The organism is Microseira wollei NIES-4236 (assembly GCF_020521235.1).
In the GTDB taxonomy this organism is placed as follows: domain Bacteria; phylum Cyanobacteriota; class Cyanobacteriia; order Cyanobacteriales; family Aerosakkonemataceae; genus Microseira; species Microseira wollei.
The window spans coordinates 12,842-39,580 of sequence record NZ_BLAY01000009.1 but is presented as its reverse complement, the minus strand read 5'-3'; the positions used below and the strand labels follow the sequence as shown (position 1 = coordinate 39,580).

Here is a 26,739-nt window from a genome sequence, read left to right as displayed (position 1 = left end):
GTAGGGGCGGGTAATACCTGCCCCGACCAGTAGTTTTCTACCAATTACCAATTAGCAATTAGCAATTAACAATTCCCCTCTATTTTTTCGCTTGAATTTGGTCAAAAACCGCCCCGTCATCGAAGAATTTTTTCTGAATTTCACCCCAACCGCCGTAATCCTTAACCGTACCTAAAGTTTTGACTTTGGGATATTTGTCGGCAAATTCCTTGGTTTGGGCGACTGTTTGATTTACAGGTCGGAAACCGACTTTAGCAAACTCTTGTTGCGCTTCTTTTGTATACAGGAATTTGACAAATGCTTCAGCCACTTCTCTATTACCGTGCCGATCTACGTTTTTATCTACCACGGCAATTGGATTATCAATCGAGATATTGACATCGGGAATAACATAAGATACCTTTTCGCCTTTTTGTTGTGCCAAAATAATCTCGTTTTCGTAGTTGATCAGCGCGTCTCCCTGACCTTGTTTGAAAAAGGCATCGGTTGCTTCCCGTGCATCTCTCGTTAGAACTGGCACATTTTTATATACCTTGGTGACAAAATCCAAAGCCTTCGCTTCATCTCCACCCGTTTTAATTGCCGAATTCCACAAGGCTAGGAAATTCCACCGCGCAATGCCCGATGTTTTAGGGTCGGCAGTAATTAGTTTAACTCCATCTTTTCCCAAATCTGACCAATCTTTAATTCCTTTCGGATTGCCTTCACGAGTGACTAATGCGGCAACGGATTTGGACACAATGGCGTTGTTAGGAACTTCTTGTTCCCATCCTGGTTGAATTAGTCCGGCTTTTTCGATCTTTTGAGTGTCTAACGCTAGTGCCAAGTGGACAATATCGGCTTCCAAACCATCAATTACCGCGCGTGTTTGCGAACCAGATCCGCCATAGCTGGTCTGGAAGGTGACGTTTTGGTTACGTTCTTGCTTCCACTTTTGGACAAATTTAGGAATAATCGCTTCGTGGGCGGCTTTGGTGACGGCAAAGGAAACTAGGGTTACTTCGACATTTTGCTTGTTTTGGGCAACGGGACTAGCACCGGGACTGCCAGTGGTAGAATTGCTTCCACCGCCACTCGAACAGGCAGCGATCGCAACGCTCAAACTCACCCCTACCAAAAATAACGATACGAAACTTTTGATCGAATTCACTCTCAGCCTGCTCAGGCGCTGCCATATGGTCATTTGTTTACCTCCGCTAATATACGGCTACTTGGTAGGGATACCGTATTTTACAACCTCGTTTATCGATATTACCCCCACAGGACACAAAACGCAAGCAAAAACTCCACAATCTCTAGTGAGAAAGTGGAGATTTAAGAAAGATTTTACAAGACTAGGGAGGCTTGACGCGGAGATCCCCGACTTCACAGGAGAATTCGGGGATCTAGCTTTTGAGCAAAATACGTTGATCGCGGATGGCAAACGATCGAGGTACAGCCTTTTGGCTTTGTTTGTCAAGCGCGCAGCATTAATGCTGCTGGCACACCAAGCCTAAAGGCGCTTGGTGTGCCCGCCGCATTAATGCTGCTGGCACACCAAGCGCCGTACCTCATACGGCTGCAATCCGCTATAAGAATCCGAGAAACAGCAACAAAGGTGGAGAGGCGTGTCTATTGACCGCCTCGTAACAACCTTTTAAGAATCCCCTCGTCAAGAGACAGGGGAGTAGGTCAACGCTTTTTCTCCGGCAAGTTGCGCGGCGGTATATCGCGACCTTGGTAAAATTGGCGCACCAGGCGTCCTAAAAACAGCCATCCTGCACCGCAAGTCAAGGTTATCAGGGTTAAGAGGGCAACGGTTGGGGTTGCGGTTTCGCCCAGAGAGAGTGCGAGTAGAGGGGTGATGGTAAGCGCGATCGCTCCTAAAATAGCCAAACCCATCCTCACCCGCTGGATATTCCCTAAAGCTGTCCGACAACTCGCACACTTGCTCGTATGGGAATAATACCGCTCTAACAGCTGTTCGCGGGGCGCAGGTGGAGGCAATATCGCTCCTGGAAATGGTTCCGCGTCGTATTGATTCACCCACTGACGCAACTCCATCACGAAGCGATCTGCTTTAGTTGGCAGGTAAAATGCTTTGGCAAAGCGCGAACTACCACCCGCCGCCTCCAGATAGCGTTCTTGAAAATACAAGAAAATCTGGTCATCTTCCAAAACCGCATTCTGTCCGATGTGGGAATACCAACGTGGAGTCAGCTTGATAAACAAAGCAGGCAAAATGCTTGCAAACTTAAACGGAAAGCGCGCAAATACCCGACACTCCCCCTTGCGAATCGGAGTTGCATACACCACCGTCAAGGTTCTGCCAAACTGCTTCGAGGTCAAGTCGTGCCACATCAAACCGGGGGCAATAAATGTCGTATCCTGGCGGCCTAGCGTCCCCCGTCGCGGCCCTTGTTCCCAAACCCCTTTAAACCCCTGTCGGTTAGATTCGACTATTTCTAGCTCCACCGGGCTGGCATAGGCGCGATTTCCCACACTGCGGTGGTGGGTATAAGGAACGTGACTCGCATCTAGGACATTTTCTAACAGCGTCAGGGCATCGTAAGGCAAATCCCGAAACGTATTGATGCAAGTCCACTCGGCGGGAGAATCTTCTAGGGGTTCGACGATAGGAACTTTGGTTTTAGCCGCGTTTTCTGGTTCCCCCGGATAGACAAATAACAATCCCTGTCTTTCCACCGTCGGGAACGAAGCAACGCAGGCACGTTTAGAAAGTTCTGCCGTTCCACCTTCAACTTGTTGCGGAATGCGCTGACATTCACCGCTGCCAGAAAAAGCCCAACCGTGGTAAGGACATTCTAAATTGCCATCTTCGGCAATTCTGCCCTCGGATAGGGGTGCAAGGCGGTGGGGACATTTATCCTCAAACGCGCGCCAACAAGAGGCGGTTTTATCCCACCAGATGACAATATCTCTGCCCAGCAGGGTAAAAGGCTCTGGCTTGGACTTATCCAGATCTTCGATATAGTAGACCGGATACCACGCTTCCTTCCAATCAAAACGAGAAAGGTCGCTGCCACCAGCAGGCATGGTGTCAGTTGAGCCAGATCCCGCCGCTTGTTTTTCTAGCGTTGTGCTAGTCGTCCAGTCGTTATCTACAGTTGTGTTTTGATACGACAGAGTCTGCTCAATTGTTGTTGGGGTCGTCTCCATACCTGTGAATGCATTTTGTTTGCTGCTATCTTTATTTTGCTGCATTCTTGGGCGGGCGGCAGATTGAGCCAAAATTTTAATCAGGTCTATACAACCCGACAAAATCTTACGATTTGGCTAATAACTCAAGTTGCTAGTTATCTCATGCATAGCAGCTAATCGCTAATGGCTCATGGCTAATGGAGCGTAAAAATCCTATATTAGCAAGCTTGCAATTAGCAATTAGCACCGCCAAAGTTTATAACTAGCAACTTGCGTTATTATTGACCGATGGCCGAGAAGGATTAAAAATGTTTCATATTAAACTATATTTTCCGATGGTGTCGGTTGTAACATTTTTGCGCTTTCCGGTTTAGCTGACTTTGGCAACAAGTATAAGTTCTGGCAAAACCAGCGCTTGAGCGACAAATTCAAATTCTCATCTAACTTTAATCTATTAATCAGCCTCATCTCATTTGGGTAAATCATTCTATTGATTGAAGGCAATCAAAACAAACAGGACTGACGCACGACGATCTTATCACCAAAGTTTCTTGCTGCTATCTCTAGTTCTCTTGCGACGATTTTTCAGAGAAACTTTGGTGTTTGCGTCAGGACTGACAAAGCCAAACAATCAATTGATGGGTTTTATCCACTCAGGAGTATTGCAAGTGAAAAGTCTAATTTACGGTGGTCTATCTGCTTTGATACTAAGTACTGCTGTTGTTCCTGCTATTGCCCCTAAAGCACAGGCACAGATGCGTTTCAACTTTAGCGCGCCCTTTATTGCTGATTCGGGTATCGCCAGTGCTAATAACGATAGCCATTTCATTAACGTAGCTGTTACGGGGTATCCTCTAACAAATCTAACGATCGCTTTACCAAACGAGATGAAAAGTGTCCGGCAAGTTCGGATTACGGATCAAACAGGGAAAGAGATAGCAGCGAATGTGGCAGTCAGTACGGGAAGCGTGGCAATTAACTTTCCTCAACCAGTAGGTCCTGACAATTATATAAGCGTGATGCTGAATGGTGTTGAAATGAACCAGGTGGGAGAAACAGTGCTTTATCGGGTTTTTGCTATGAAGCAGGGATTGATGGGAGACATCCCTGTAGGGACAGCAATGGTTAGAGTTCCGGAGAATTGATTTTAAGACTTACGCACTTTAACCAGAAGTTGCTAAACCATTACTACAATCGATATATGTAGAAACCGGGTTTCTTCAATAAATCCGGTTTCTACTTCATGAATATCTGATTTTAAAATCCGACGCCTTCCCAACAGCAACTCTCCTTGCGATCCCTCGTTTGAATTGGCAAAATATTCTCTAGCTGGCAAAATAGAGTTGGCAAGGTTTACAACAGCAAGAGGTAGGTGCAAGGCGATCGCATCTGATATCATGTCCGTTGAATTGCCCATAATAAAAAAACCTCACCGCGTCGTTGGGTAGGGAACATCATAGATATCTCGGACAAACAGATAACGTTAATAATGTTCCCTACTCCTAATCATGGGTAATCGACCGGACATGATATGAGACCCTACTCACTTTTGAATACACCAGCTTCTTGCTCGCTCAAATCCAAGGCTTTTTTGACGCGAAATAAGGCTCTCAAATAAGCGACTTGACTATGCCAAGCAGAGCGGGGTAATAAGGGCTTTTGAGTCTCACTTTGCTGGTGAGAATTGTTGGCTGTATTTAGGGGCGAATTTCCAGTCATGGGCTGTTCCTTTCTTTTATATCCCTACAAAAGCGTGGGTTAACGCGGCTGCTTCTTGCCAACTGTCTGGCCATTGGATGCGAGAGGCAGAAAACTCAAGCGGGTCATTTTCTGGCAAAGGTGTCTCAATGGGTTCCTCAACTAAGACAAACTTCCCATTATCAAACGGCACTCCTGCGGCTTTCCGCTCTAAGTAAAATCGTTCGCGGATGCCCCGTTTTGCCTGGGTCAAAGCACGATGGTGGCAGTAGGGGTTATTGCCCCGACGATCAAAAAATACATGAGCCGTCCAACTGCAACCACCCCGACAGAGTTCAGCAAACTCACAAGTTTGACAAAAACCCCACAAATGCTCCGTTCCCTTGGGAGTCCCGGCTCCCAGATTAAAGCGCAATTCTTCTGCCTCTTCAATAATCTGTTTCAGAGAGCGATCGCGGATATTTCCCCCTGTATATGCAGCCGTGGGAAGGGAGGGACACCCCTTGATTGCCCCATCCGCCTCGATCCCCAACGCTGCTATCCCTGCCATACAGCCTTGCCAGAAAGTCCAAGCATCTCCTCCTCGCAGCAGGCGTTCGTAGGGGCCATAGTAACCAATATTATTTCCCGCCTGCACCTTCACCCCTTCTTGATTCGCCCGTTGCACGACGCGAGCAATCATGGGATAGATATCGAGCAGTTCGTAGGGTTGGAGGAGGATTTGGTTGTTATCGGCGGCATTGCCCATCGGCACGGTTAACTGAATCTGCCAAGCAAATATCCCCGCGTCGCGAATGCGCTGGTAAATTTGAGGAAATTCTGGGGCAGAGAGGCGATTGATTTGGGTATTGCACCCGAAAGGGATGCCTGCTGCTTTGAGATGGCTCATGGTTTTAAATGCCCACTGCCAGGAGCCTTTTTTTCCCCGCAAGCGATCATGTGTCTCTTCTAAGCCATCCACCGAAACCGAAACCACTTTAATTCCTGCTGCTTTCATTTTGTGGGCGGTTTCTAAGGTGATTCCATAGCCCCCGGTAGTCATACCACAAATCATTCCGGCGTTGGTAATCGCTTGAGCAATTTCCAACCAGTCTGGGCGCAGAAACGCTTCTCCTCCAATGAGAGTCACTTCTTTAATACCGACTTCTGCCAGTTGTTTAACTAAGTCTAAGGCTTCTTGAGTAGAAAGTTCTTTTGTTCGCGAATGACCAGCACGAGAACCGCAGTGCTGGCAGGCGAGATTGCATTTGAGCGTGATTTCCCAGACTGCATAACTGACTCGGCGATAAGCCATAGATATTCCCTCATTGCAGTGGCTTAAAGATAGAAATAGAAAGATTGCAGTGGTTTACATAAAGAGTAAACCTATCTGCGTTTTTCCCTAGATATGAATGATATCAAGTCCGGTTGCACCGGACTTGTATAGTGGGTGTGCGATATGCCTCCCAACGCTGGCGCGAACGCAACCAGTAGCAGGAATAGTTTTTGACCACCAATGAAAGAAAGTTAAATGGGAGATCAAGTTTTGCCTCGTTGTGCAAGTTACGACAGCGATGAAATAACAATTCCTCTAGTTCATCCAAAGACTTGAATGAGCGATTGGCAATGAGTTCATTGATTAGAGGCCACAAACCAAGGGCTGGTTGTAATTCTGGGGAGTGGGAAGGGATAAATACCTTGTGAATTCCTTCAGCGAGTTGCAGCCACGTAATTTACAAACGACTCTGATATGAAGATGGTTTCGTTCCAGAAATCGCTATCAGGTATTGGACTACCATAGATCTGACCTAAACGATTCAAAGGCTCAAAGTAGCGAATAGCTCCACCAAATACAGCTTCCATTTCCTTTTCGTCAAGCTCTATCATTCCATCTTTAGGATGGTTGGATTCTAATAAATTTGCAGTATACTCTTCCAATTCTTCCTGGCTAAAATCATAGCCAGCTTCTTTGACAATTTGGCTGCATTTTTCTTTACTATGAACTTCCTGAATTTGCAGCCGGAAGTTTTCATCAGTGGCTAGTCTTTCGTAGAAAGCTTTGACATTGGCTAAAGACATGATGATTCTCCTTGTTCAAGGTTTGGTTTTTCTACTAGGTTTGATTTTGAGTAGCTGGGCGATTTAAAAGGATTGATTGGGCGATCGCTTAATCAATGATGTAAAACAGTCAGGCGATCGCTAGAAGGCACTCCAATTATTAAGGCCCACTCACCGCCCATTCGTAAGCCGTTCCGAGATCCAGCTTTGAATAGGAGTATTTTCGTTAAGCCATTCGCCAGCTTTATATCCTGCTGTAAAAGCACCAACAATATAACCCAATCCAGGGAAAGTTCTTATTGCTGCTGAAACTGGAGTAAGTGGTGTCAGTTGAAGACCACCTTTAATTAAATCAAGTTCCTGATCTGTTAAGTAACTTGAATTATTTAAATTTTTTGAATCGCTAGGGTGTAAATCAACGACTTGGATTTTAGCCATCGGAAATGTCCTCCTAATTCAAGAAAAACAATTATGTTTAGATTGGGTTTACATTACCCATCTATCTTTAACGTTACTTGGCATAAAAGTAGATAGCAAGCCCCTGTAAGGCTTATTTTTGAACCTATATAGACTAATTAATTTCAGTATTACAAACCTGCAAAAAAAGATTTTCCGGCTATTTTTTAACAAAATTTGTATTAAACTAAATGTGAATGGATAGTTTTTGAATATTGATGAACTATTTGCATTCAAAACTTACCCAAAAAAATCCCCCTAAAATCACCAACGCGACTTTAGGGGTTAATACCAGCTTCTTTAAACCAAACTCTCTCTACGCGACGGCAGACATCTCTTTATCCACCATTGTTAACTTAACCTGCTGCACTTGCTGCTTCAGCCAAAGTGCAAATACAGCGGATTGCCAGCGAGTGAAGTACAGCATTTTGGCTCTCGTTTGTATAGCGGCAGCATTAATGCTGCCGCTATTGCATTCTCAGGTGTACCTCATGCGCCTGCAATCCGCTATAAGTCAGAGAGAATCTGCTTCCTGAGAGACTCATCTAAATGCGATCGCGTCACATCTAATCGCCGAAAAACTGGACAAAAGTGGAAAATGCATACATGTAACCATCGTTGCGATGAATTGCTTTGCAGTATTTGTGGCGCACTGGGCTAACCTTTCCTATGGCTGAAATCATCTCAAAAACTCCACTTTCTCTGACTACTAGCCTACCGACATGAGTACCTGCAAACTTTCCCGTAGGCAGAGTTGCTTGCACCATATCGCCGGTTTGAAAGCCAAAAAATGTCTTGCGCCGCGTCCTATGCTTGGTCGGAAAGCCGTATTTATTGGGCGTACACATTTGACGATTACCCCAGCCCTTAGCGGTAATTAACAAAGGATTTTCGGTCAAGATTTGCAAGCTTTCTACTACTCCGACGCAGGCAGCATCTAACCAATGGGTTTTAGGCAATCCCAACACAGTGCGATTGTATTTGGTTCTGCCGCCCGTCCCGGTTTCAACAGGTAGAGATGTCTCTTTTAATCTGTTGAATAGCGCGAAGCGAGTAGCATTTACTGCGGCTGCATCCTTCAATGATTGTTTGGCTTGTTTGGTGATACGACTTAACACATCTGGCTGCTGCGCCAAGAAGTCTTTAATATCCTTGTTTCCCTTTGCTTGATTGCACTGATTACAAGCAACAGTCAAATTGGAAACGCGCCAGCTTCCCCCTCTAGATTTTGGTTGAATATGCTCAACTTCAAGGGGTACATTTTGAGCGCCGCAATAAGCGCATTTCCTGCCCCATTTCTGGAGCAAATATTCTCTAATCTCGTAGCCTGCAAGTTCTCCTTGTTGATACTCAATGCCCGATATTTCAGGATTTTGTATTTTTTGTGTATCGAATTTGATCAACTCCTGAGATATGCCAGCGATCGGAACATATCGGCGTAGGCGGTTAACCCAAGTCAGAATATTTTCTACTAATGATTGCAGGCTGGGTGGCAGCCACCCCGACTTGCGAGTACGGTTTAAAAACCGTGGCTTGCGATACCTGGTTTTACGCTTTCTGCGGTTGCGGCGAATCGCGCGACGCGATTCTAAATCCTTCTTAATTTGCTGTCCCCTGTGGGTTAACTGGGCACCCCAGACAACTTTGTCGCGCTGCACGATCGCTAACCCGGTAACCTTAGAACCCGGATCAATTTTTAATTGATGCGGCTGTGTTTTGGGGCAAGGAACTGCGTACTTTAAGATGATTGTCATTGGGTAACGCCGATAGATAGCTGCTTTTCCTTGGTTTAACAATCGCCTTGCGTGTCCTGGTGGTACTGGGTCAAGCGGTTGCAAGTTGGTATCTAGAACAAATACAAAATTAGACATAAATGTCCTCCCAAAAGGGGTAATGTTTTCCTCGCCAATGTTTTGAGGGCTTGTGTTTTGTCAATCACACTTCCTTAACCAAATACAGATGTTTAATGATTGACGACAGGGCTACAAGCTGGAAAGCACTTGTAGGTGTCATGACCTTCAAAACGTAGCTTTCGCTTAAGCTGGCTATCTGTCAAGTGGATGTGCTAGTTGTCGAGTTTTGTCCACTGTTTGGTTGATAGCACAATCTCCTCAACTAATATCAGGTGGACTCCCTTAGCGGTCACAATCGGTTTGAGCGCCAATAAACAGCGATCCGGGAGAGTTTACCGAGTTAGGCAAGGACAGATCGCGAATAATGATACGAGAATTTGAGGGAATATTGATTTCGTTTTGCGCTAGATTATTCGATTGAGGAAAAATCTGCTTGAGGAGACGATTAATGTGCTGTCCGCTCAGTTTTAAGCCACATTCTTTTTCCAACTGCTTGCTTAACCAGCCTCCCGTCCAGCGCTCAAAAGCATAACCAAAGTCACGGGGACTGTGACTGACCAATTCTTTTAAACGTTCCAAATATTGCTCGTTGACTTTTTGAGGACGACCACGCCGACGTTTTTGCCATTCGTGTGCCATGCCACTTTGAGCTAGTAAGATCCAACGACTGGCAGTTGCCGGAGAGCATCCCAGAAGTTGACAAATTTCTGCTTGCGATTTTCCCATATCAGCTAACAACATAATCTCGACGCGCTGACGGTATAACTCAGGTAAATTTTCATGCAGACTCTTTTCCAGCAATTTGCGCTGAAAAGGAGTTAAATATTGACCTAAAGGACGGGATAAATTATTCGGAGCGGTGAATAATTGATTGGGAGACATATTTATTGAAAGTTTTTAGAGTGCTAATTCAGAGCTAATACATCTAATCTAAGATTGGGATAGAGTGAGAGAAATATGCAGTCTCTCATCAAAAAATATAAATAAAAAACCCGCCTAGATGTTGCCATTTTGGCAGATTTCATTAACTCTGCATCCTAACCGCTGTCGATGCTTCGAGATCGCCGTACAGTCGGGTTGCTTGCAGGAAGCGGAGATCGCCTCCCATTTCGCCCTCATCGTAAAGCGCGTAAACGCAGACGACTTCACCCAGAAAGCTTAGCACTTTAAAAATTGACTTCATAAGCTGACCTATACAAAGTAGAAACCGGGTTTCTTCAATAAATCCGGTTTCTACTTCATGAATATCTGATTTTAAAATCCGACGCCTTCCCAACAGCAACTCCCGTTGCGATCGCTCGTTTGAATCGACAAAATATTCTCTAGCTGGCCAAATAGAGTTGGCAAGGTTGTAAACAGCAAGGCGCAGACGGAATCAACGCAATTTGGTGAGGTAGGTGCAAGGCGATCGCATCTGTTACATCTTGTGGGAGCAATGCAGCAAGCGTACCAGTTGGTCAGATATTTGGGACATAAATGTTTGAGTTATTGCCCAAAGTTTTCAGTGTAAGGTTACGAGAAATGAAGGTTTTTGTGATTTCTGGCTTCCCTCTGACTGGATTTTTGGGGACATAAATGTTTGATTTGTTTCTCCTCAAAATTTTGTCAAGTTGGGTAAATACCTTATGATTGTATAGATAATAGGCAATTATGACGCTTATTGTTTGAGTCTAAAGAACTGAAAAGGAGCCAACTATGTCTCTAGCAAATGTTGAAGCTTTCTACAAAAGGCTGTCTACTGATGAAGCGTTACGCTCTCGAATTCAGCAGGTTAATAGCAAGGATGAATGTAGCCAAATCGTCAAAGCTGCTGGCTACGATTTCACCCCAGAGGAGTTTGAAGAATATACCGCCCAGTTGTTAGAGTCAGATGCGGCTGATGGCGAACTCAGGGAATTAGATGAAAAAGAACTGGAAGTTGTTTTTGGTGGAGCGAGTTTTTTATTTAGTCCAAAAGATTCCTACCTAATCTATGGAGGAGTGACTCTACCATGGTAGTCCTCGCCCTATCGCCAAAATTTTTATGAATAGTTAAGCAAATTTGAGGCATAAGCCCAGATTTCAGGGGGAGATGGGTTCCCCCTTTTCTAGATAACTTATTTGAGGGGATTTTGATGACATATCGCAGAATTAGTTATGCAGTTTGGGAAATAACTCTTAAGTGCAATCTCGCCTGTCAACATTGCGGTTCTCGTGCAGGTAATGCGCGGGAGAAAGAACTTTCTACTGAAGAAGCTCTTAATCTTGTCAGACAGCTAGCGGAAGTCGGAATAAAAGAAGTAACTCTAATTGGGGGTGAGGCTTTTCTCCGTCCTGATTGGTTAGAAATTGCCAAAGCAATTACCCAAGCTGGGATGGTTTGTGGGATGACAACTGGCGGTTTTGGTATTAATCTAGATACAGCACGCCGGATGAAAGAAGCTGGAATTCAAGTAGTTTCTGTTTCGGTTGATGGTTTGGAAGCAACTCATGACAGACTGCGTGGTAAAAAAGGTTCCTGGCAATGGGCTTTTAAAACCATGAGCCACCTTAAAGAAGCGGGTATTCCCTTCGGTTGCAATACTCAAATCAATCGCCTTTCTGCACCGGAATTCCCCCGGATTTACGAGCATATTCGCGATGCCGGAATCTTTGCTTGGCAAATTCAATTAACTGTGCCGATGGGGAATGCAGCAGATAATAGCGACATTCTTTTACAACCTTATGAATTACTGGATGTGTATCCAATGATTGCTCGTGTTGCTGAAAGGGCGAAGCGAGAAGGTGTACGGGTTCAGCCAGGGAATAATATCGGTTATTATGGCCCTTATGAGCGACTGTTGCGAGGAGGCGATGCTTGGTCGTTTTGGCAGGGATGTAGTGCTGGACTTTCTGCTTTGGGAATAGAAGCGGATGGTGCAATTAAAGGTTGTCCCTCACTGCCAACTTCTGTTTACACCGGGGGCAATATTCGAGACTATTCACTGCGGACAATTATTGAAGAAACAGAGGAATTGCGGTTTAATTTGGGGGCTGGAACTCCTAAAGGAACCGAACATTTGTGGGGTTTTTGTAAGACTTGCGAATTTGCCGAACTGTGTCGCGGGGGTTGCAGTTGGACGGCTCATGTATTCTTTGATAGGAGAGGGAATAATCCTTACTGTCATCACCGCGCCCTTACTCAAGAAAAGTGTGGTATTAGAGAGAGAGTGGTTCTTCAGCGGCGAGCGGATGGGAAACCGTTTGATAATGGAGAGTTTGCTTTGATTGAGGAACCAATTGATGCTCCTTTACCGGAAAACGATCCGCTGCATTTTAAGAGCGATCGCATTCAATGGCTAGAAGGTTGGGCAGAGGAAACAGAAGTAGCATTATTGCTTGGTGCAAGGGTTTAATAACTGCAAGGTGAATACTATGTACGCTGATTCTATTTCACTAGAAGATACGACTGTTTCTGATCAGAGGAATGGTAGTTTAGAGTCATCAATGGATAACTCTCAGGCTGAGGTGAACTCTCTAACTCCGCTTTTGCCTCGTTCGGCTTGGGGCAGTCAAGTGGCTTTTTTGAGAGTGGTTTTTAGAGCAAAGAAGGCTTTAGACAGAATCGAGAGGGAAGTAGGTGTGTTGAAAAGTTAATGCTGATTAGCTCCATATAAGCGTGATTTGATTTGAGGTTTAATACTTATTTGGTTTCAACCCAATGTTTTTATTGGGTTGATTTTTGTTATTTTAATTTAAAAGCAGGGTTCAAAAATCAAACAGGACATATATGTTTTATTTTTGATACTTTGGAGATGTAACTGTTCTAACACAAGGTTGTGATTGTCTTCAAAAAAGACTTAATTTAATGCAAAAATAACTCATAATTGCTTGATTTATGTCCATTTTATAGCAATAAATAACTTGAAAATATATGGTAAATAACCGATTATGGTAATGGGAGGAGGCAGTTAAATGTTTAATCTCGAACAACACATTTGGACTTTTTTAGTTCATTTGGGTTCACAAATAAGCTTTACAGGGGGGGTGCATCTTTTCTTATCCCAAGTAAAATTAAAGACAGATGGGTGATGTGAACCCAATAATCTAAAAACAAATGATTTTTGTGGAGGATAATTCTGATGTCTAAAATTAAAATCAATGATCTGAATCATGTTTCTGAAGATTTTTCCGACAATCTGATTCAACTTCAAGATCATGAACAGTCTGCAATTATTGGAGGGTTGGATCCAGATGCTGGTGGATTAGCAATTATAGGTTTAGGTATTGCAGCAGCAGGCGTGACGAGTGTTACAGCTCCAGCCGTTGCTGCTGCGGCTCTTGTGATTGGAGTTGGTATACTTCTGCGCGATCTCTTTTAATAGAGGTAGAACTCAATATTCAAGGCGGACTAATTACAAGTCCGCAGGAAGAGTAAGCGCAAACTCTTCGACCTACTTCTTTGAGTGATAATTATTCGTAGGATGGGTTACCGACAGCGTAACCCATCGATTTCTTCTGGGTGTTGGGTTTCGTCCCTCAACCCAACCTACGCCTCATATTTTTCTACATAATGGTGATTTAGGGCTTGCTGAATAAGTCTACAGACCGAATCTAGAGGCTAGAAAGCTTACACAACAGTAGGAATGTCCCTTACTATCGAGCGATCGCCCTGAAAAAATGCAAGGATTTTGAGCTGATCGAAAGCTATAGCTTGCACTTTTTCGAGCCAAAACGCGGGAAAACCCTTGCCTGGGAAGAGTTACAAGGTTATTCAGCAAGCCCTATTTAAGCTTTTTAATAACTTCAATCTGCTCAATTTGATGTTTCAGGGATCCATAAAACAAATTTGTAATAATTTTTAGGCGCAACTTCTCATCTAACTCGCTTTGAACAATCTCCTCCACCCAAATCAAATGTACCCCCTTAGCCGTCACAATAGGCTTAATTAACTGCGGCGGTTTAGCCGCAAAAACAGCAGCAGAAATTTCCGCTTTCAAATCTTTGCGACGCACTATTCCTTGATATCCTCCTTTGCGCCGCAATTCCACATCCTGGATATATTGACGCGCCACATCATGAAAACTCATCTCACCTTCCTTAACAGCATAGAAGAGTTCCCGCGCCAAATCTTCATCATCTAGAACAACCTCATACATTACCACACCTGCATAATTGAGTTGGTGTTGAAAAAAGTAGGGTTCAACTTTATCCCCAAACAGATGTTGAGCTAACTTATTAGCGAGCCAAGTAGTGTAAACTATTTCTTCAAAATCATCTAAAGAAAACTACAATCGATATACAAAGTAGAAACCGGGTTTCTTCAATAAATCCGGTTTCTACTTCATGAATATCTGATTTTAAAATCCGACGCCTTCCCAACAGCAACTCCCGTTGCGATCCCTCGTTTGAATCGACAAAATATTCTCTAGCTGGCGAATATAGTTGGCAAGGTTGTAAACAGCAAGGCGCAGACGCGAGCAACGCAATTTGGTGAGGTGGGTGCAAGGCGATCGCATCTGTTACATCTTGTGGGAGCAATGCAGCAAGCGTACCAGTTGGTCAGATATTTGGGACATAAATGTTTGAGTTATTGACCAAATTTTTCAGTGTAAGGTTACCAGCAATGAAGGTTTTTGTTATTTCTGGCTTCTCTGTGACTGGATTTTTGGGGACATAAAAGTTTTATTTGTTTCTCCTCAAAACTTTGTCAAGTTGGTTAAATACCTTTGAAATTGCCTATGATTGTCTAGAGATGAGGCAATTATGACGATCATTTATGAGACATGAGATGACTCTAATAAGTGAAAGTCTTTAAGCCAAATCGCAAATTAACCAGAGCATAGCTTATGAAATTTATCTTAAACTCTCATAATGTATTTGATTATTTAGTTCAGAATAGTTTATGTAATCAATCAGAGCAATCTTTTAGTAAGGTAGAGCCTCTTGAAGCTAAAAACTTTAACTTATTACTCACTTTTCCAGACAGTCGTAAGCTGCTGGTTAAGCAGGAACGGCATAATCACGAGGGTCAAGCGGCTGGTGAGTTTTTAAGTGAGTGGCGAATTCAGGAATTCCTACAACAATTTCCAGAAATGGATCGCCTACGCCCGTTATTGTCAGAAATTTTGCATTTTGATAAGGACAACTCGATTATTGTCTTCCGATACCTGGATGATTATCGAGATTTAATGGATTTCTATACAAAGGAGAATAGCTTTGATACAGAAATTGCTGCCGCAATTGGTACGCTGATGGCAACTATCCATCGGAATACTTTCAACCGCCAAGAATATCAGGATTTCTTCTCGCCAAATCCGGATAATCTAAAGGCTGACATGGTGACTAATTTAATGCGGGGGTTGGAACGGATTAGTCCAGAAATCTTTGGTTCGGTGCCTGGGGATGGATTGAAGTTTTTTGCCCTCTATCAGCGGTACGATAGTTTAGGGCAAGCGATCGCTAATTTGGGTAATGCTGTAATTCCATCTTGTCTGACTCACAATGACCTGAAGCTAAATAATATCCTTCTGCACGCAAATTGGCAGCAATCTAGTAACGGTATTGTAAGACTAATTGATTGGGAACGCTCTGCTTGGGGAGACCCAGCTTTTGATTTAGGAACCCTGATTAGCAGCTACCTCCAAATTTGGCTGGGTAGTTTGGTTATCAGTAAGTCTTTGAGTATTGAGGAATCTCTGCGCTTGGCGATGACCCCTTTAGAAAAGCTTCAGCCTTCAATTGCTGCATTAACCCAAGTTTATTTGCAGACATTTCCAGAAATTTTAGAACAACGTCCTGATTTCTTGTTGCGCGTGGTGCAATTTGCGGGTTTTGCTTTGATTCAACAGATTCAGGCAATGATTCAGTATCAAAAATATTTTGGTAATGGAGGAATTGCCATGCTTCAAGTTGCCAAGACATTGTTGTGTCGTCCAGAACAATCAATGCCAACAATTTTTGGTGTGGCTGCTGAATTTACTCAAAAGAGTCCTGTTGCTTAAGGTACTTCGTTGTCGATAAAAGATTATGCAATTACTCGATTCTACTCAAACTCCGTTAAAGACTGAGGCATATAGGCGATTAATGGACGTTTTGGAAGATATTGTTCGCCTGGTTGAGATTCAATCTGATTTCTCCATTCGTCATCCAGATTACAAACCGTTGGAACTGCCAGCAGAGGTGGTTGAGCGTTTTCAGAAAATGCCTGAAGAAATGCAGCAGAAATATCTGAGTCTGCAACTGCGGAGTTTTCTCTATGGTATTTATTACAACGGTTCAATGCGAAGTTCTCTAGCATTAGATGGAGAGGGAAAAGCTTTGCGCCTAGATTTGGAAAATAATACCCTCTTAGGCATAGATGTGGGATTTTATCAGCGATTACATGAAAGTAATTGTGGAGAGGGTTACTTTGCGCCTGGTTGGCATGTCCTGAGAGAGGAAAGTGATGGGAGTTTAGCAGTAACTAACGGTAGTTTGAGGTTACATATTCAGCGGTATAAGCATCTAAAACCAGATGAATCAGCGGCTGGAGTTGGTGCTTTGGTTGCTATCCGTATGCCTAAAAATTTGGTGCAAAATGGCTTTTACATGGCGGTTGGTAATGTGGGGTCAAGCCGTTATCAGGAGGCAAAAAATCAGCAAGTAACGGTGCGAATCTATTTCAATTTCACTCCTGAAGGTGCTGTTGCAGTCATGGGTAATATAACGCAATATTTGAATGAGGCAGGGATTCCTTTTCAATTTAAAGTTTTGTACCATCCAAAATATTACGAACGCCATGATTCGGGGGTTTTGTATTTTGATAAGCGGGATTATGAAGCTGTGAGGCAATTTTTAAATAATGTTTATATAGAAAAACAAACGCACTTTAAATCGGAAATTCCGCTATTTACCAAGCAACTAGCACCAGGGTTAGGTTTAGCAGAAGAACCAGATCAAAAGTTTGCTGAACAGGAAAGTTTTGGGATGAATCGCTGTCAGATTCTGGCGAATGGATTGTTAGAAGCTTGGCATCAAGGGGATAACTTACCAGAGACGCGGATGAAGGCTATCCTTGCTCAGTTTTCTCTTTTGGGTATTGACTTACACGGTGTTTACTTGAATGCCAACTCTGAAGATATCTATTCGCCGATAGATGAGGATTAGGGCGTGTTTTCAAAGTATAAAATTTGATGTAGGGGATCAGCATGAGGGCGATAACTTACCACTAAAAACCAATGTTTTGTGTCCTCATGCTTCGCCCTCCCAGGGTTTGAAAACACGCCCTAGTGGTAGGGATGATCTTTAGCGGATTAAATAGGAAACTAAAAAATGCTGAAAAAGTTGTTGATGGCTGCGACGGGAGCAGCATTGATTACTCTTGGATTTGGAGAAGCATCCTATGCAGCCAGTTTGAATGTCATAGCTACTGGTCTTGATGGACCAAGGGGGCTGACCTTTGGTTCAGATGGCGCCCTCTACGTGACGGAAGCAGGTAGAGGCGGTAGAGGAGCTTGTATTCCGGCACCAGGTATTGGCAGTGGGCTGTCGATGTGTTATGGTGCGACTGGTGCTGTGACACGCATTCAGAATGGCAAGCAAGAGCGTGTAGTTACAGGTCTGCCATCCCTAGCAACATTCATTCCACAAATACCTGTAAGTTTTAATGCCTTTGGTCCCCAAGACATACAATTTGATGCGACTGGAAAGGCTTATCTAGTCATTGGTTTGGGTTCTTCTCCAGAACAACGGGATAATGTGTTGAAAATCCCAGATTTTGGACAACTGATTGCCCTCGATCAACTCCAGACTGGTTCTTCCCGGACAAGACTGGCTGATCTGGCAGCCTATGAAGGCTTATACAATCCCGATGATACAGGTGGTAGTTTGTATAATCCTTATCAAAATGGCATTGATAGCAACCCTTATGCTTTCCTCATTCAGGGAGACAGCGCTTATATAGTTGATGCAGCCGGAAACGATCTTTTCCGAGCTAAAATCGATGGCAGTGAGCTGAAGTTGCTGTCTGTGTTTCCTGAGAGACCTGTAACTGACCCAGCTACAGGTCAAACTATTGCAATGCAATCAGTACCCACATCTATCGCCACTGGTCCTGATGGTGCTTTGTATGTAGGTGAATTAACAGGGTATCCTAATCCAGACAAAGCATCCCGAATCTTTAGAGTAGGTGCTGATAATAAGCCAGTGGTTTATGCTGATGGTTTCAACCAGATAATCGATTTAGCTTTTGATTCCCAGGGTGGTCTTTATGTCTTAGACTTTGTCTCTAATTTATTAAACCCTGCAAATGGTTTTCCCTATGGTGAATTGATTTATGTATCTGCTGATGGTACGCGCAAAACTATCGCTAATGAAGGGTTAATTTTCCCCACAGCTTTAGCACTTGGTTCTGACGGTAATATCTATATTTCAAACAAAGGCTACTTTTCGGGACAAGGTCAGATTGTGAAGATTTCTGTCCCCGAACCTAATTCTACTGTCAGTCTGTTAGCTTTTGGTGTTTTGATTCCGACTTCGTTGTTCTTACGCAAACAGAAATCAAGCAATTCTGTCAAAACTTGTTTTGAATGATTCCTGAACATAATCTTTGATATAAACAGGACTTACGCAGGACGAGCCTAGAAACCGGGTTTCTACGTAGCTCTCTAGTTGCCAAACCAACGATTTTTCATAGAAACCCGGTTTCTTTGCGTAAGTCCTGATAAACAAATCTATTTCCTCTGGCAGAAATGCCAGTTTTTTTGTTTTTTAATAAATAATTTTAAACTTAACTATATTGAATATTAGGCAGTTATGGTCTAGATATTAGAGCCATTACTGAAACATTTATGTCACAATAAAATTGTTTTTAAGTCGCCAATTCAGGGTTTAAATAATATTTAATTAAAAGATAAGGAAATAGTTAAACTAATCCTTGACAGCACAAATTTAAAATAAAATATATCAGGAGATCAAACGATACTCTCTTGAGGAGTTTTTCGTAATTTTATCTCTAGCAACAACTGAAACAATTATGTCCTCAAACAAACAGTTGGAGTAGTTCTTATTGCAGATTTAATGTGCGAATATGTAATCAAAGGATTGGAAAGTTAACTAATTCTTGAAACCACAAATTCACAGAAACCTTCAAAGGAGATAAAACGATGGCTAAAATCACAATTGACAATCTATCCGTCACCGGCAGCGAATTATTTTCTGATTCGGAAAGCTATTTGGATCAGTTGTCAGAAATTTCAGAAACTGATGCTCTCAGCATCAAGGGAGGAACAGGAAACAATCCGCCCACTCGGCCCATAACTACTACTTGGCCCACAACTTGGCCCACAACTACTTGGACCATAACGATAGAAGAATCAATGATGACAACAATAGTGCCGGATTAATACTCCTTTTCTTTTTTAAACGGAAGTTGCCCCCGACCTGGGGCAATTTCCGTTTAACGAGAGTTTAAACTTACAGCAAACCCCTCAACTCTCTTGAGGGGTTTTTCGTAATTTTATCTCTAGCAACAACTGAAACAATTATGTCCTCAAACAAACAGTTGGAGTAGTTATTATTGCAGATTTAATCTGCGAATATGTAATCAAAGGATTGGAATGTTAACTAATCCTTGAAACCACAAATTCACAGAAACCTTCAAAGGAGATAAAGCAATGGCTAAAATCACAATTGACAATCTATCCGTCACCGGCAGCGAATTATTTTCTGATTCGGAAAGCTATTTGGATCAGTTGTCAGAATTGTCTGAAGGTGATGCTCTCAGCATTAAGGGTGGAACTTGGATTACTACCAGGACTGTGATTCCTCTGTTCTAGACAAATTGACTTCTCTAACAAGCAAACTCAAAGGCAGGCAGGAAGAGTTTTTTGAGAGGTCTAATAGCATACCCCTCAGCCAAGTTGAGGGGTTTTTTGGTATGTTCTATCAAGCCAATAATGAAACAAATAGTTTACAGCGGATTGCACTCGTATGAGGTACACCGAGAGTTTGTGTAGCGGCAGCATTAATGCTGCCGCTACACAAACAAAGCCTGAAGGCTGTACCTCACTCGCTTGCAATCCGCTGTAATTAGGGTGACTTGCTTATTTCAGACTGTTCAATTTGTTGATTAAGCCATTGAGAGAATAAGTTTGAAATGATATTTGTGCGGAGTTTTTCATTTAATTCCGGCTGAATTAGTTCCTCTACTAAAATCAGGTGTAATCCCCTAGCAGTCACAATTGGTTTAAGAAGCTGTGGCGGTTTAGCTGCAAAAACAGCAGCAGAAATTTCCGCCTTCAAATCCTTGCGACGCACTACCCCCAGATATCCTCCTTTGCGCCGCAATTCCACATCCTGAATATATTGACGCGCCACATCATAAAAACTCATCTCACCTTCCTTAACAGCATAGAAAAGTTCCAGTGCCAAATCTTCATCATCTAATACAACCTCATACATAACCACACCTGCATAATCGAGTTGTTGCTGAAAAAAGTAGGGTTCTACTTTATCGGCAAATAGATGTTGAGATAACTTACCAGCGAGCAAAGTAGTGTAAACTATTTCTTCAAAATCATCGAGAGACAGATGATGTTTTTCCAACCACGCCCAGGTATCATTAGCATTTAGGAGTTGGTTCATAAACCGCATTTGGTCTGCTGCTTTCTGAAGTTCTTCTGTCTCCACTTTGATACCCGCCTCAGCAGCGGCATTTTCGATCGCTTTACGGGCAATAATCTGCTCAATTATTTCAGGTATTTTGCAGGATAGCTTGACTTGATGCAGAATATCTTCGTTGGTAATGGCGAGTGCTTTTAACATGATGTTTCTCCTTGTTTAAGTTAATTTTTCCTGATTTTCCAAAGCTTTCTTCTGTGTATATGCGGTTGATATCCCCCTATTTACTACAATTTAAAACCTCCTTTCTGCAACTGCTTAAACGGGTCAAGCATAAAATCAATAATCCGCCGTTGGCGCACGATTACCTCCGCCGTTGCTGTCTGACCTGGAGTTAAAGCAATACATCGATCTGCGGAGGGGATACAAGTTTGATTCAAACTAATTTCCAGGTCATAAGTAGCAATTTGACCCTGTGATGTTTCCGTTACTTTGGAACTAGGTGCAATTTTGCTCAAACGACCTTCTAATATGCCGTAATCTTGGAAAGGATAGGCATCAAACTTCATCTTGACAGGCATTCCCTCACGTAACAAACCACTTTCGCCTGTAGCCATTTGTGCCTTTAGCACGAGGGATGCCCCAAAGGGTGCAATCTCGGCTACCATCTGGGAAGGTTGTACGACTACCCCAGCTTTTTGGATAGGTAACTGAAAAATTGTGCCGCTTACAGGCGCACGTAGCACTCGTTGCTCTAACTGTAATTTTAGAGACTGAATTTGAGTTTTGCTCTGAGCAATTTCTGCTTGCAGGGTTGTAATTTGTGTTTGCAAATCTTTAAGTTGTTCCTGTGTTTTAAGCACGGCGAGTTTACCTGCCTGAATCAGGCTTTGATAGGCGCTTTGTTGCTCTTTCAGGCGCAATTGTGCTTGGGAAATATCCGATTTAGCTTGATGAATAAAGTTCTGATAGCGGCTTTGTTGCTCTTTCAGGCGCAATTGTGCTTGGGAGATATCCGATTGAGTTTGATGAATAAAGTTTTGATAGCGACTTTGTTGCTCTTTCAGGCGCAATTGTGCTTGGGAGATATCGGATTGAGCTTGATGAATAAAGTTCTGATAGTGGTTTTGTTGCTCTTTCAGGCGTAGTTCGGCTTGGGAAATATCAGATTGCGCTGATGATAGCACCCGTTTGCTTTCTTGTAACGCCTGTTCTACTTCGCTGAATCGGTCTTTTGAAATGATACCTTCCTCAAATGCTTGTTTGTAGCGCTCGAATTTTATCTGCTCCGATTTGACGCGAGTTTTGGCAAATTCAAAGGCGTTTTTGCTCTGAGAGAGTGTCTGCTGTGCCTGTCCAACTGCTGCCAGTTTCTCCTCTGTTTGCGAGTTGTAAGCTTTTTTGAGCGCATCAAGGTTCTGCTGCGCTTGCTCAAAAGCCGCAAGTTTTTCCTGTGTTTGCGAGTTGTAAGCTTTTTTGAGCGCATCCAGATTCTGCTGCGCTTGTTCGACAGCAGCACGTTGTTCTTCTGTTTGGAAATTATACGCAGTTTGTTTAGAATTAAGGTCTTGCTGCGCCTGATTCACTTGAGCAATTTTTTCGGATTGTTGGGCTTGGTTTTGTTGCTCTTGAACGCTAATCGCGAGCTTTATTTGGTTTGTGAGTAGCTGCAACTGTCCCAACCGATTTTGTTGCCCTTCCAGTTTATTCTGAGCTTGTTGGAAATCGGTTCGCAAGACATCAGAGTCTAGTTCCAACAGCAATTGTCCTGCTTTTACAGTTTCTCCTTCTTTTACTCTGACGGCGGTGACGGTTCCGGCTACAGGAGCGTCCAATCTTTGGGTTGCGCCAAATGGTTCTAGTCTCCCTCTGGCGCTACCAGTTTCATCGACTTTAGATAGCATCGCCCAAGGTAAAACGATCGATACAAATGTTACTAAAAAATATAGCATTCCCCTTGTCCAAACGCGGGGCAAGCTATCGAGTAATTCCTTCGTTGCGTCAGACCAATCATCGGTTGAAATGACTGGTGTTGGGGGGGTTGAGTCTATGGGATCGCTTTCTATTTCATCCAGTTGGGTTTTCACCCGTCGATTTAATGTATTGGTCATAAATTCTCCTACTAACGCAAGTTGCTAGTTATAAACTTGGGTGTTACTAATTGCTAATTGCTAATTGCTAATCGCTAATTGTGAAGCGTAGTAATATAGCATTCTTCTTTCTATTAGCCATTAGCCATCAGCCATTAGCCATTAGCCATTAGCCATCAGCCATTAGCCATCAGCCATCAGCCATCAGCCATCACCCATTAGCCATCACCCATTAGCCATCAGCCATCAGCCATTAACCATTAACCATTAGCCATTAACCATTAGCCATTAACCATTAGCCATTAGCCATTAACCATTAGCCAACTGCTGTTGATTGAGATAAAAATAATGTCCTCGCTGCGCCATTAATTCGGCGTGAGTTCCACTCTCAATCAACACTCCTTGGTCTAAAACTAAAATCAAATCGGCATTCTGCACTGTGGAAAGGCGATGGGCAATTACTAAAGTGGTTCTGCCTTTGAGAATTGCGTTCAAATTCTTCTGAATAATTCGTTCCGATTCGGTGTCTAAATGGGAAGTTGCTTCATCTAAAACCAACAAGCGGGGATTGCCTAATAAAGCGCGAGCGATCGCAATCCGCTGTCGTTGTCCTCCTGACAGCATTCCCCCCCCTTCACCAATCTGGGTTTCATACCCCATCGGCAACTTTTTAATAAATTCATCCGCCCCCGCCAATCGCGCTGCTTCGATAATTTCTTCCAAACTTGCCCCCGGATGTGCCAAGCTAATATTTTCCCGAATTGTGCCGCCAAACAAAAATGTGTCTTGGTCAACGACTCCCACCTGCTGGCGCAAGGAACGCAAGGAAATACTGCTAATATCATGTCCATCGATGGATATTTTGCCATCGCTAGGCGGATACAACCCCAAAACTAACTTAGAAATGGTTGTTTTTCCCGAACCGCTGCGCCCCACAAGAGCTACCATTTGCCCCGATTTTACGGTAAAATTGAGATTTTGCACCACATTAACATCGCTCTCTGGGTGATAGCGGAAGGTGACGTTTTCAAACCGAATATTCCCTTTGATTGCTGGTAACGATTGCCGCGCAGAGATGTGTAAATCTTCCTCCGGTGACGCATCTAAAACATCGTTAATTCGTTCCACTGCAATCATCACTTCTTGCAATTGATTCCACAACACCGTTAATCGTTGGAAGGGGCGAATAATATTTCCCAGCAGCATATTAAATGCTACCAATTGACCGATGGTTAACTGGTTGTGAATCACTAAATGCGCTCCAAACCACAGCAAACCTGTAGTAAATACGGCTTCAATTGAGTTGCTAAAAATTTGCAGGCGATTGTTAATAACTTGCCCGGAAAAGCTGGTTTTGATTGCTTTATTAAGCAACTCCTCCCAATGCCAGCGCACTGTATGTTCTACGGCGGTAGATTTAACTGTCCGCACGCCGGTTAGGGCTTCAATCAGATAACTACCCTCATTGGTATGAGCATTAAAGATTTCCCTGGAAATCCGCTGTAAAAAAGGTGTGGCAATCAACGCTAGTAGGAAAAAAGGCGGGATGATCGCCAACGCCAGCAATGCCATTTTCCAACTGTACCAAAACATCAATCCCACATAGATAAATACTGTGATTAAATCCAGCAGGATAGACAGTGCTTCGCCCGAAAGGAATCGTTGAATTTTGCGGTTTTCTTGAACGCGAGAGATAATATCCCCCACATAACGATTCTCGAAGAAACTCAAAGGAAGCCGCAGGGTATGGCGAATAAACCCGACAATCATTGCTAAATCTAAGCGGTTCGCTGTATGGTCTAGCAGATATTGCCGCAACCCCGTCATCGCCACGCGGAATAAACTAAAAATCAGCAATCCTAAACCGACAGCAAATAAAGTTAGTTCGGAACGCTGCACGACTACGCGGTCTAAAATTAACTGGGTGAATAGGGGGGTGACGAGTCCAAATATCTGAATAAATAGGGAAGCGAGAAACACTTCCAACATCACCAACCCGTGGGGTTTCAATAACTCAAAGAATTGCCAGAAAGGTGTTGTACTTTCTTTGACATCCTTTAATAAAACGGTAGGTTGTAACAACAGCGCGTAACCAGTCCAATCTTGTTTAAATTGTTGGTGGCTGAGGGTACGCTGACCGATGGCGGGGTCGGCTACAATAACATGTTTTTTGGTAATTTCATAAACAACGATGTAGTGTTTTCCTTCCCAATGGACTATGGCGGGTAATTGTTGTTTCGCCAATTGGTCGAGACTCGCTTTCACCGGACGCGTAGCAAAACCAATGCTTTCTGCTGCTGTCGATAAACCCCGCAGCGACGCGCCATTGCGGTCAACGTTGGCGATATCCCGCAAGCGATTGACGCTAAAGCTTTTCCCCCAATAGCGAGATACCATTACCAAACAAGCTGCACCGCAGTCGGATCCACTCTGCTGTGCAAAAAATGGATAGCGCCGCACGAAACGCTGCCATAAATGTCCGACTTGCTGTGTGGGACTGGGAAAATAGGCTTTACTAATCTTTTTCTGCGGTTGAGGTTTGTCAGACGCGGGGATGGGGGGACGGGGGGACGGGGAGAAAGGTTCTTTGGTATTATCTGTTTTTATTAACGAATTACTTGCGCCATTTTCCCGATTCTGTTTGGCAGAATCATCGGATTTTACTAACAGGAAATGACGCGCTTGTGCTTGCTGCCGCAAATGTTCCCCGATTTGCGGATACTTAGCTATCAATGGCGACAGCGCCTCGCCGGGAATAAAGCACAGTTGCACATTGACTGCTGCCCTAGCAGTATAAGGCTGAAACTGATGCTCCGGAAATAAGGTAAATTCTCCAAACGAGTCCCCCGCTTCCAAAGTCGCGATTAACTCATCCGCATCATCAAGCAACCTAACTTTGCCTGCGATCGCAATATATATCCCCGCTTCCACATCCTTTCCTTGCCAGAACTTTCCCACCTTGGGAGTAATAAGTTTAGCTGCTTGAAGACAGCGCTGATATTCCTGTTCCGAAACACGATATCCCAAAATATTGCCCAGTTGTTGCAGCGAAACTAACCGATCTAACTGATTTGGCACCATGACGATCTGAATCCTTGCTTAATTCGGCGAAGTTAAAAGGCAAAAATCCGCAATTATCGGCGATAGGTTCGGTTTTGAGGTCATTAATCTGGATTTTTGACCCCTTAGCGTTCTCAGAGGCATGGTTGGTTTTGGGGATGGTGGACAACCCCATCTGTTTCAGGAGTCGCTTCAGATGGCGATCGCTTACTTCCACCCCAAATTCTTTCGCTAGATGTTTTTTTAACCAGTTTGCCGTCCAGCGCCGAAAAACATAGCCATAATCGCGGGGACTATTGCTAACCAGTTCTTGCAAGCGCTGTAAATATGCCTGATTGACTGCCTTCGGGCGACCAATCGGACATTCCTGCCATTGGTGCGCCATCCCAGTACGCGCTACGTGCATCCAATGCCGCGCTGTTGCCGGACAACACCCCAATGTTTGACAAATTTCCGATTGAGATTTGCCCTCATCTGCCAGCAACATAATTTCAAGGCGCTGGCGATAAGACTGGGGTAAATTTGCGTCTTGGAGATTTTTTTGCAACAGTTTGCGCTGAAAAGATGTTAAAAATTGACCCTCGTGAGTACCTGAAACTTTAGTGTCATGCTTGGTTTGGGAATCAGACATATGCATAAAGCCTCAACACGAATTGCACTACGATCTCCAGAAATATTTTAACCGTGAGTGAAAAAGTTATATGGCTTCGGTTATGGCATTTATTCCTGTAGTTATGCACCGATCGGAAACAAATCTTAAAACAATCCTTCTTGGGCTGTGAGGCGAATCAATATGTTGGTTGGGTTTCGTACCTCAACCGAACCAACAAGCTATGCCAAGTCAG

The 26,739-nt window shown here is 43.6% G+C and carries 25 protein-coding genes and 2 pseudogenes; 10 read left to right on the top strand and 17 right to left on the bottom strand.

Features of this window, described 5'->3' with window-relative positions; translation table 11 throughout:
* Positions 1–79: 79 nt before the first annotated feature.
* On the bottom strand, positions 80–1,183 hold the full coding sequence (locus MiSe_RS04540; RefSeq protein WP_226575325.1) for a sulfate ABC transporter substrate-binding protein: 1,104 nt from the start codon (positions 1,181–1,183) through the stop codon (positions 80–82).
* Here MiSe_RS04540 and MiSe_RS04535 point away from each other — a divergent pair.
* On the top strand, positions 1,176–1,496 hold the full coding sequence (locus MiSe_RS04535) for a hypothetical protein (RefSeq protein ID WP_226575323.1): 321 nt from the start codon (positions 1,176–1,178) through the stop codon (positions 1,494–1,496). The genes MiSe_RS04540 and MiSe_RS04535 overlap by 8 nt on opposite strands.
* A gap of 175 nt (positions 1,497–1,671) precedes the next feature.
* Here MiSe_RS04535 and MiSe_RS04530 read toward each other — a convergent pair whose 3' ends face one another.
* The gene (locus MiSe_RS04530) at positions 1,672–3,036 is read right to left on the bottom strand and encodes an aromatic ring-hydroxylating dioxygenase subunit alpha (RefSeq protein WP_226575444.1); all 1,365 of its coding nucleotides are present in this window, start codon (positions 3,034–3,036) and stop codon (positions 1,672–1,674) included.
* Positions 3,037–3,809: 773 nt separating this feature from the next.
* Between MiSe_RS04530 and MiSe_RS04525 the strand changes: the two genes are divergently transcribed.
* A complete protein-coding gene (locus MiSe_RS04525) occupies positions 3,810–4,286 on the top strand; it encodes a hypothetical protein (RefSeq protein WP_226575322.1) in 477 nt (158 codons plus the stop codon).
* A gap of 32 nt (positions 4,287–4,318) precedes the next feature.
* Here MiSe_RS04525 and MiSe_RS04520 read toward each other — a convergent pair whose 3' ends face one another.
* The 9 genes and pseudogenes from MiSe_RS04520 to MiSe_RS04480 form a co-directional block, all read right to left on the bottom strand.
* A complete protein-coding gene (locus MiSe_RS04520; RefSeq protein WP_226575320.1) occupies positions 4,319–4,558 on the bottom strand; it encodes a hypothetical protein in 240 nt (79 codons plus the stop codon).
* 122 nt (positions 4,559–4,680) lie between these two features.
* Positions 4,681–4,860, bottom strand: coding sequence for a hypothetical protein (locus tag MiSe_RS04515; RefSeq protein WP_226575318.1), 180 nt, complete (start codon positions 4,858–4,860; stop codon positions 4,681–4,683).
* A 16-nt stretch (positions 4,861–4,876) separates the two neighbouring features.
* On the bottom strand, positions 4,877–6,133 hold the full coding sequence (locus MiSe_RS04510) for a nif11-class peptide radical SAM maturase 3 (protein ID WP_226575311.1): 1,257 nt from the start codon (positions 6,131–6,133) through the stop codon (positions 4,877–4,879).
* 244 nt (positions 6,134–6,377) lie between these two features.
* Positions 6,378–6,542: pseudogene (locus MiSe_RS04505) on the bottom strand (IS630 family transposase); the annotation flags it as partial.
* The gene (locus tag MiSe_RS04500; RefSeq protein WP_226575309.1) at positions 6,529–6,897 is read right to left on the bottom strand and encodes a Nif11-like leader peptide family natural product precursor; all 369 of its coding nucleotides are present in this window, start codon (positions 6,895–6,897) and stop codon (positions 6,529–6,531) included. The gene MiSe_RS04500 and the pseudogene MiSe_RS04505, both read right to left, overlap by 14 nt.
* A gap of 150 nt (positions 6,898–7,047) precedes the next feature.
* The gene (locus MiSe_RS04495) at positions 7,048–7,314 is read right to left on the bottom strand and encodes a hypothetical protein (RefSeq protein WP_226575307.1); all 267 of its coding nucleotides are present in this window, start codon (positions 7,312–7,314) and stop codon (positions 7,048–7,050) included.
* A 584-nt stretch (positions 7,315–7,898) separates the two neighbouring features.
* Complete coding sequence (gene iscB / locus MiSe_RS04490) at positions 7,899–9,203, bottom strand: RNA-guided endonuclease IscB (protein WP_226575305.1); 1,305 nt, start codon at positions 9,201–9,203, stop codon at positions 7,899–7,901.
* A 264-nt stretch (positions 9,204–9,467) separates the two neighbouring features.
* Entirely contained in the window at positions 9,468–10,067 is a 600-nt protein-coding gene (locus tag MiSe_RS04485; RefSeq protein ID WP_226575303.1) for a helix-turn-helix domain-containing protein, read from the bottom strand.
* 142 nt (positions 10,068–10,209) lie between these two features.
* Positions 10,210–10,461 (bottom strand): hypothetical protein, encoded by a 252-nt coding sequence (locus tag MiSe_RS04480; protein WP_226575301.1) that lies wholly within the window; start codon positions 10,459–10,461, stop codon positions 10,210–10,212.
* A gap of 419 nt (positions 10,462–10,880) precedes the next feature.
* Between MiSe_RS04480 and MiSe_RS04475 the strand changes: the two genes are divergently transcribed.
* The 3 genes from MiSe_RS04475 to MiSe_RS04465 all read left to right on the top strand — a co-directional run bounded on the left by MiSe_RS04475 (position 10,881) and on the right by MiSe_RS04465 (position 13,525).
* On the top strand, positions 10,881–11,183 hold the full coding sequence (locus MiSe_RS04475; protein ID WP_226575299.1) for a Nif11-like leader peptide family natural product precursor: 303 nt from the start codon (positions 10,881–10,883) through the stop codon (positions 11,181–11,183).
* A gap of 116 nt (positions 11,184–11,299) precedes the next feature.
* Positions 11,300–12,559: a nif11-class peptide radical SAM maturase 3 gene (locus tag MiSe_RS04470; protein WP_226575297.1), complete on the top strand. Its 1,260-nt coding sequence runs from the start codon at positions 11,300–11,302 to the stop codon at positions 12,557–12,559.
* Between the two features lie 726 nt (positions 12,560–13,285).
* The gene (locus MiSe_RS04465; RefSeq protein ID WP_226575296.1) at positions 13,286–13,525 is read left to right on the top strand and encodes a hypothetical protein; all 240 of its coding nucleotides are present in this window, start codon (positions 13,286–13,288) and stop codon (positions 13,523–13,525) included.
* Positions 13,526–13,927: 402 nt separating this feature from the next.
* On the opposite strand, the pseudogene MiSe_RS04460 reads toward MiSe_RS04465, so the two are convergent.
* A pseudogene (locus tag MiSe_RS04460) lies at positions 13,928–14,428 on the bottom strand (peptidylprolyl isomerase); the annotation flags it as partial.
* Entirely contained in the window at positions 14,418–14,684 is a 267-nt protein-coding gene (locus MiSe_RS04455) for a hypothetical protein (protein WP_226575293.1), read from the bottom strand. The pseudogene MiSe_RS04460 and the gene MiSe_RS04455, both read right to left, overlap by 11 nt.
* Before the next feature lie 308 nt (positions 14,685–14,992).
* Between MiSe_RS04455 and MiSe_RS04450 the strand changes: the two genes are divergently transcribed.
* From MiSe_RS04450 to MiSe_RS04430, 5 genes are all read left to right on the top strand, one after another.
* Positions 14,993–16,147, top strand: a complete 1,155-nt coding sequence (locus tag MiSe_RS04450) for a phosphotransferase family protein (protein ID WP_226575291.1) — start codon at positions 14,993–14,995, stop codon at positions 16,145–16,147.
* Positions 16,148–16,172: 25 nt separating this feature from the next.
* The gene (locus MiSe_RS04445) at positions 16,173–17,291 is read left to right on the top strand and encodes a T3SS effector HopA1 family protein (protein ID WP_226575289.1); all 1,119 of its coding nucleotides are present in this window, start codon (positions 16,173–16,175) and stop codon (positions 17,289–17,291) included.
* 165 nt (positions 17,292–17,456) lie between these two features.
* Entirely contained in the window at positions 17,457–18,716 is a 1,260-nt protein-coding gene (locus MiSe_RS04440; protein WP_226575286.1) for a ScyD/ScyE family protein, read from the top strand.
* Positions 18,717–19,288: 572 nt separating this feature from the next.
* Positions 19,289–19,528, top strand: a complete 240-nt coding sequence (locus MiSe_RS04435) for a hypothetical protein (RefSeq protein ID WP_226575284.1) — start codon at positions 19,289–19,291, stop codon at positions 19,526–19,528.
* 270 nt (positions 19,529–19,798) lie between these two features.
* The gene (locus MiSe_RS04430) at positions 19,799–19,960 is read left to right on the top strand and encodes a hypothetical protein (RefSeq protein WP_226575282.1); all 162 of its coding nucleotides are present in this window, start codon (positions 19,799–19,801) and stop codon (positions 19,958–19,960) included.
* A 253-nt stretch (positions 19,961–20,213) separates the two neighbouring features.
* Here MiSe_RS04430 and MiSe_RS04425 read toward each other — a convergent pair whose 3' ends face one another.
* From MiSe_RS04425 to MiSe_RS04410, 4 genes are all read right to left on the bottom strand, one after another.
* Positions 20,214–20,948, bottom strand: a complete 735-nt coding sequence (locus MiSe_RS04425; protein WP_226575280.1) for a peptidylprolyl isomerase — start codon at positions 20,946–20,948, stop codon at positions 20,214–20,216.
* A gap of 83 nt (positions 20,949–21,031) precedes the next feature.
* Positions 21,032–22,855: a beta-barrel domain-containing protein gene (locus MiSe_RS04420; protein WP_226575278.1), complete on the bottom strand. Its 1,824-nt coding sequence runs from the start codon at positions 22,853–22,855 to the stop codon at positions 21,032–21,034.
* 288 nt (positions 22,856–23,143) lie between these two features.
* Positions 23,144–25,915 (bottom strand): peptidase domain-containing ABC transporter, encoded by a 2,772-nt coding sequence (locus MiSe_RS04415; protein WP_226575277.1) that lies wholly within the window; start codon positions 25,913–25,915, stop codon positions 23,144–23,146.
* Complete coding sequence (locus tag MiSe_RS04410) at positions 25,809–26,525, bottom strand: helix-turn-helix domain-containing protein (protein WP_226575276.1); 717 nt, start codon at positions 26,523–26,525, stop codon at positions 25,809–25,811. The genes MiSe_RS04415 and MiSe_RS04410 overlap by 107 nt, the downstream gene beginning before the upstream one ends.
* Between the last annotated feature and the right edge of the window lie 214 nt (positions 26,526–26,739).

Excerpts from the sequence above, each read along its gene's own strand:
- MiSe_RS04535 (WP_226575323.1), top strand. The coding sequence starts at position 1,176 with ATGGTCATTTGTTTACCTCCGCTAATATACGGCTACTTGGTAGGGATA.
- MiSe_RS04540 (WP_226575325.1), bottom strand. The coding sequence starts at position 1,183 with ATGACCATATGGCAGCGCCTGAGCAGGCTGAGAGTGAATTCGATCAAA.
- MiSe_RS04530 (WP_226575444.1), bottom strand. The coding sequence starts at position 3,036 with ATGCCTGCTGGTGGCAGCGACCTTTCTCGTTTTGATTGGAAGGAAGCG.
- MiSe_RS04520 (WP_226575320.1), bottom strand. The coding sequence starts at position 4,558 with ATGGGCAATTCAACGGACATGATATCAGATGCGATCGCCTTGCACCTA.
- MiSe_RS04515 (WP_226575318.1), bottom strand. The coding sequence starts at position 4,860 with ATGACTGGAAATTCGCCCCTAAATACAGCCAACAATTCTCACCAGCAA.
- MiSe_RS04510 (WP_226575311.1), bottom strand. The coding sequence starts at position 6,133 with ATGGCTTATCGCCGAGTCAGTTATGCAGTCTGGGAAATCACGCTCAAA.
- MiSe_RS04500 (WP_226575309.1), bottom strand. The coding sequence starts at position 6,897 with ATGTCTTTAGCCAATGTCAAAGCTTTCTACGAAAGACTAGCCACTGAT.
- MiSe_RS04495 (WP_226575307.1), bottom strand. The coding sequence starts at position 7,314 with ATGGCTAAAATCCAAGTCGTTGATTTACACCCTAGCGATTCAAAAAAT.
- iscB (WP_226575305.1), bottom strand. The coding sequence starts at position 9,203 with ATGTCTAATTTTGTATTTGTTCTAGATACCAACTTGCAACCGCTTGAC.
- MiSe_RS04485 (WP_226575303.1), bottom strand. The coding sequence starts at position 10,067 with ATGTCTCCCAATCAATTATTCACCGCTCCGAATAATTTATCCCGTCCT.
- MiSe_RS04475 (WP_226575299.1), top strand. The coding sequence starts at position 10,881 with ATGTCTCTAGCAAATGTTGAAGCTTTCTACAAAAGGCTGTCTACTGAT.
- MiSe_RS04470 (WP_226575297.1), top strand. The coding sequence starts at position 11,300 with ATGACATATCGCAGAATTAGTTATGCAGTTTGGGAAATAACTCTTAAG.
- MiSe_RS04465 (WP_226575296.1), top strand. The coding sequence starts at position 13,286 with ATGTCTAAAATTAAAATCAATGATCTGAATCATGTTTCTGAAGATTTT.
- MiSe_RS04450 (WP_226575291.1), top strand. The coding sequence starts at position 14,993 with ATGAAATTTATCTTAAACTCTCATAATGTATTTGATTATTTAGTTCAG.
- MiSe_RS04445 (WP_226575289.1), top strand. The coding sequence starts at position 16,173 with ATGCAATTACTCGATTCTACTCAAACTCCGTTAAAGACTGAGGCATAT.
- MiSe_RS04440 (WP_226575286.1), top strand. The coding sequence starts at position 17,457 with ATGCTGAAAAAGTTGTTGATGGCTGCGACGGGAGCAGCATTGATTACT.
- MiSe_RS04435 (WP_226575284.1), top strand. The coding sequence starts at position 19,289 with ATGGCTAAAATCACAATTGACAATCTATCCGTCACCGGCAGCGAATTA.
- MiSe_RS04430 (WP_226575282.1), top strand. The coding sequence starts at position 19,799 with ATGGCTAAAATCACAATTGACAATCTATCCGTCACCGGCAGCGAATTA.
- MiSe_RS04425 (WP_226575280.1), bottom strand. The coding sequence starts at position 20,948 with ATGTTAAAAGCACTCGCCATTACCAACGAAGATATTCTGCATCAAGTC.
- MiSe_RS04420 (WP_226575278.1), bottom strand. The coding sequence starts at position 22,855 with ATGACCAATACATTAAATCGACGGGTGAAAACCCAACTGGATGAAATA.
- MiSe_RS04415 (WP_226575277.1), bottom strand. The coding sequence starts at position 25,915 with ATGGTGCCAAATCAGTTAGATCGGTTAGTTTCGCTGCAACAACTGGGC.
- MiSe_RS04410 (WP_226575276.1), bottom strand. The coding sequence starts at position 26,525 with ATGTCTGATTCCCAAACCAAGCATGACACTAAAGTTTCAGGTACTCAC.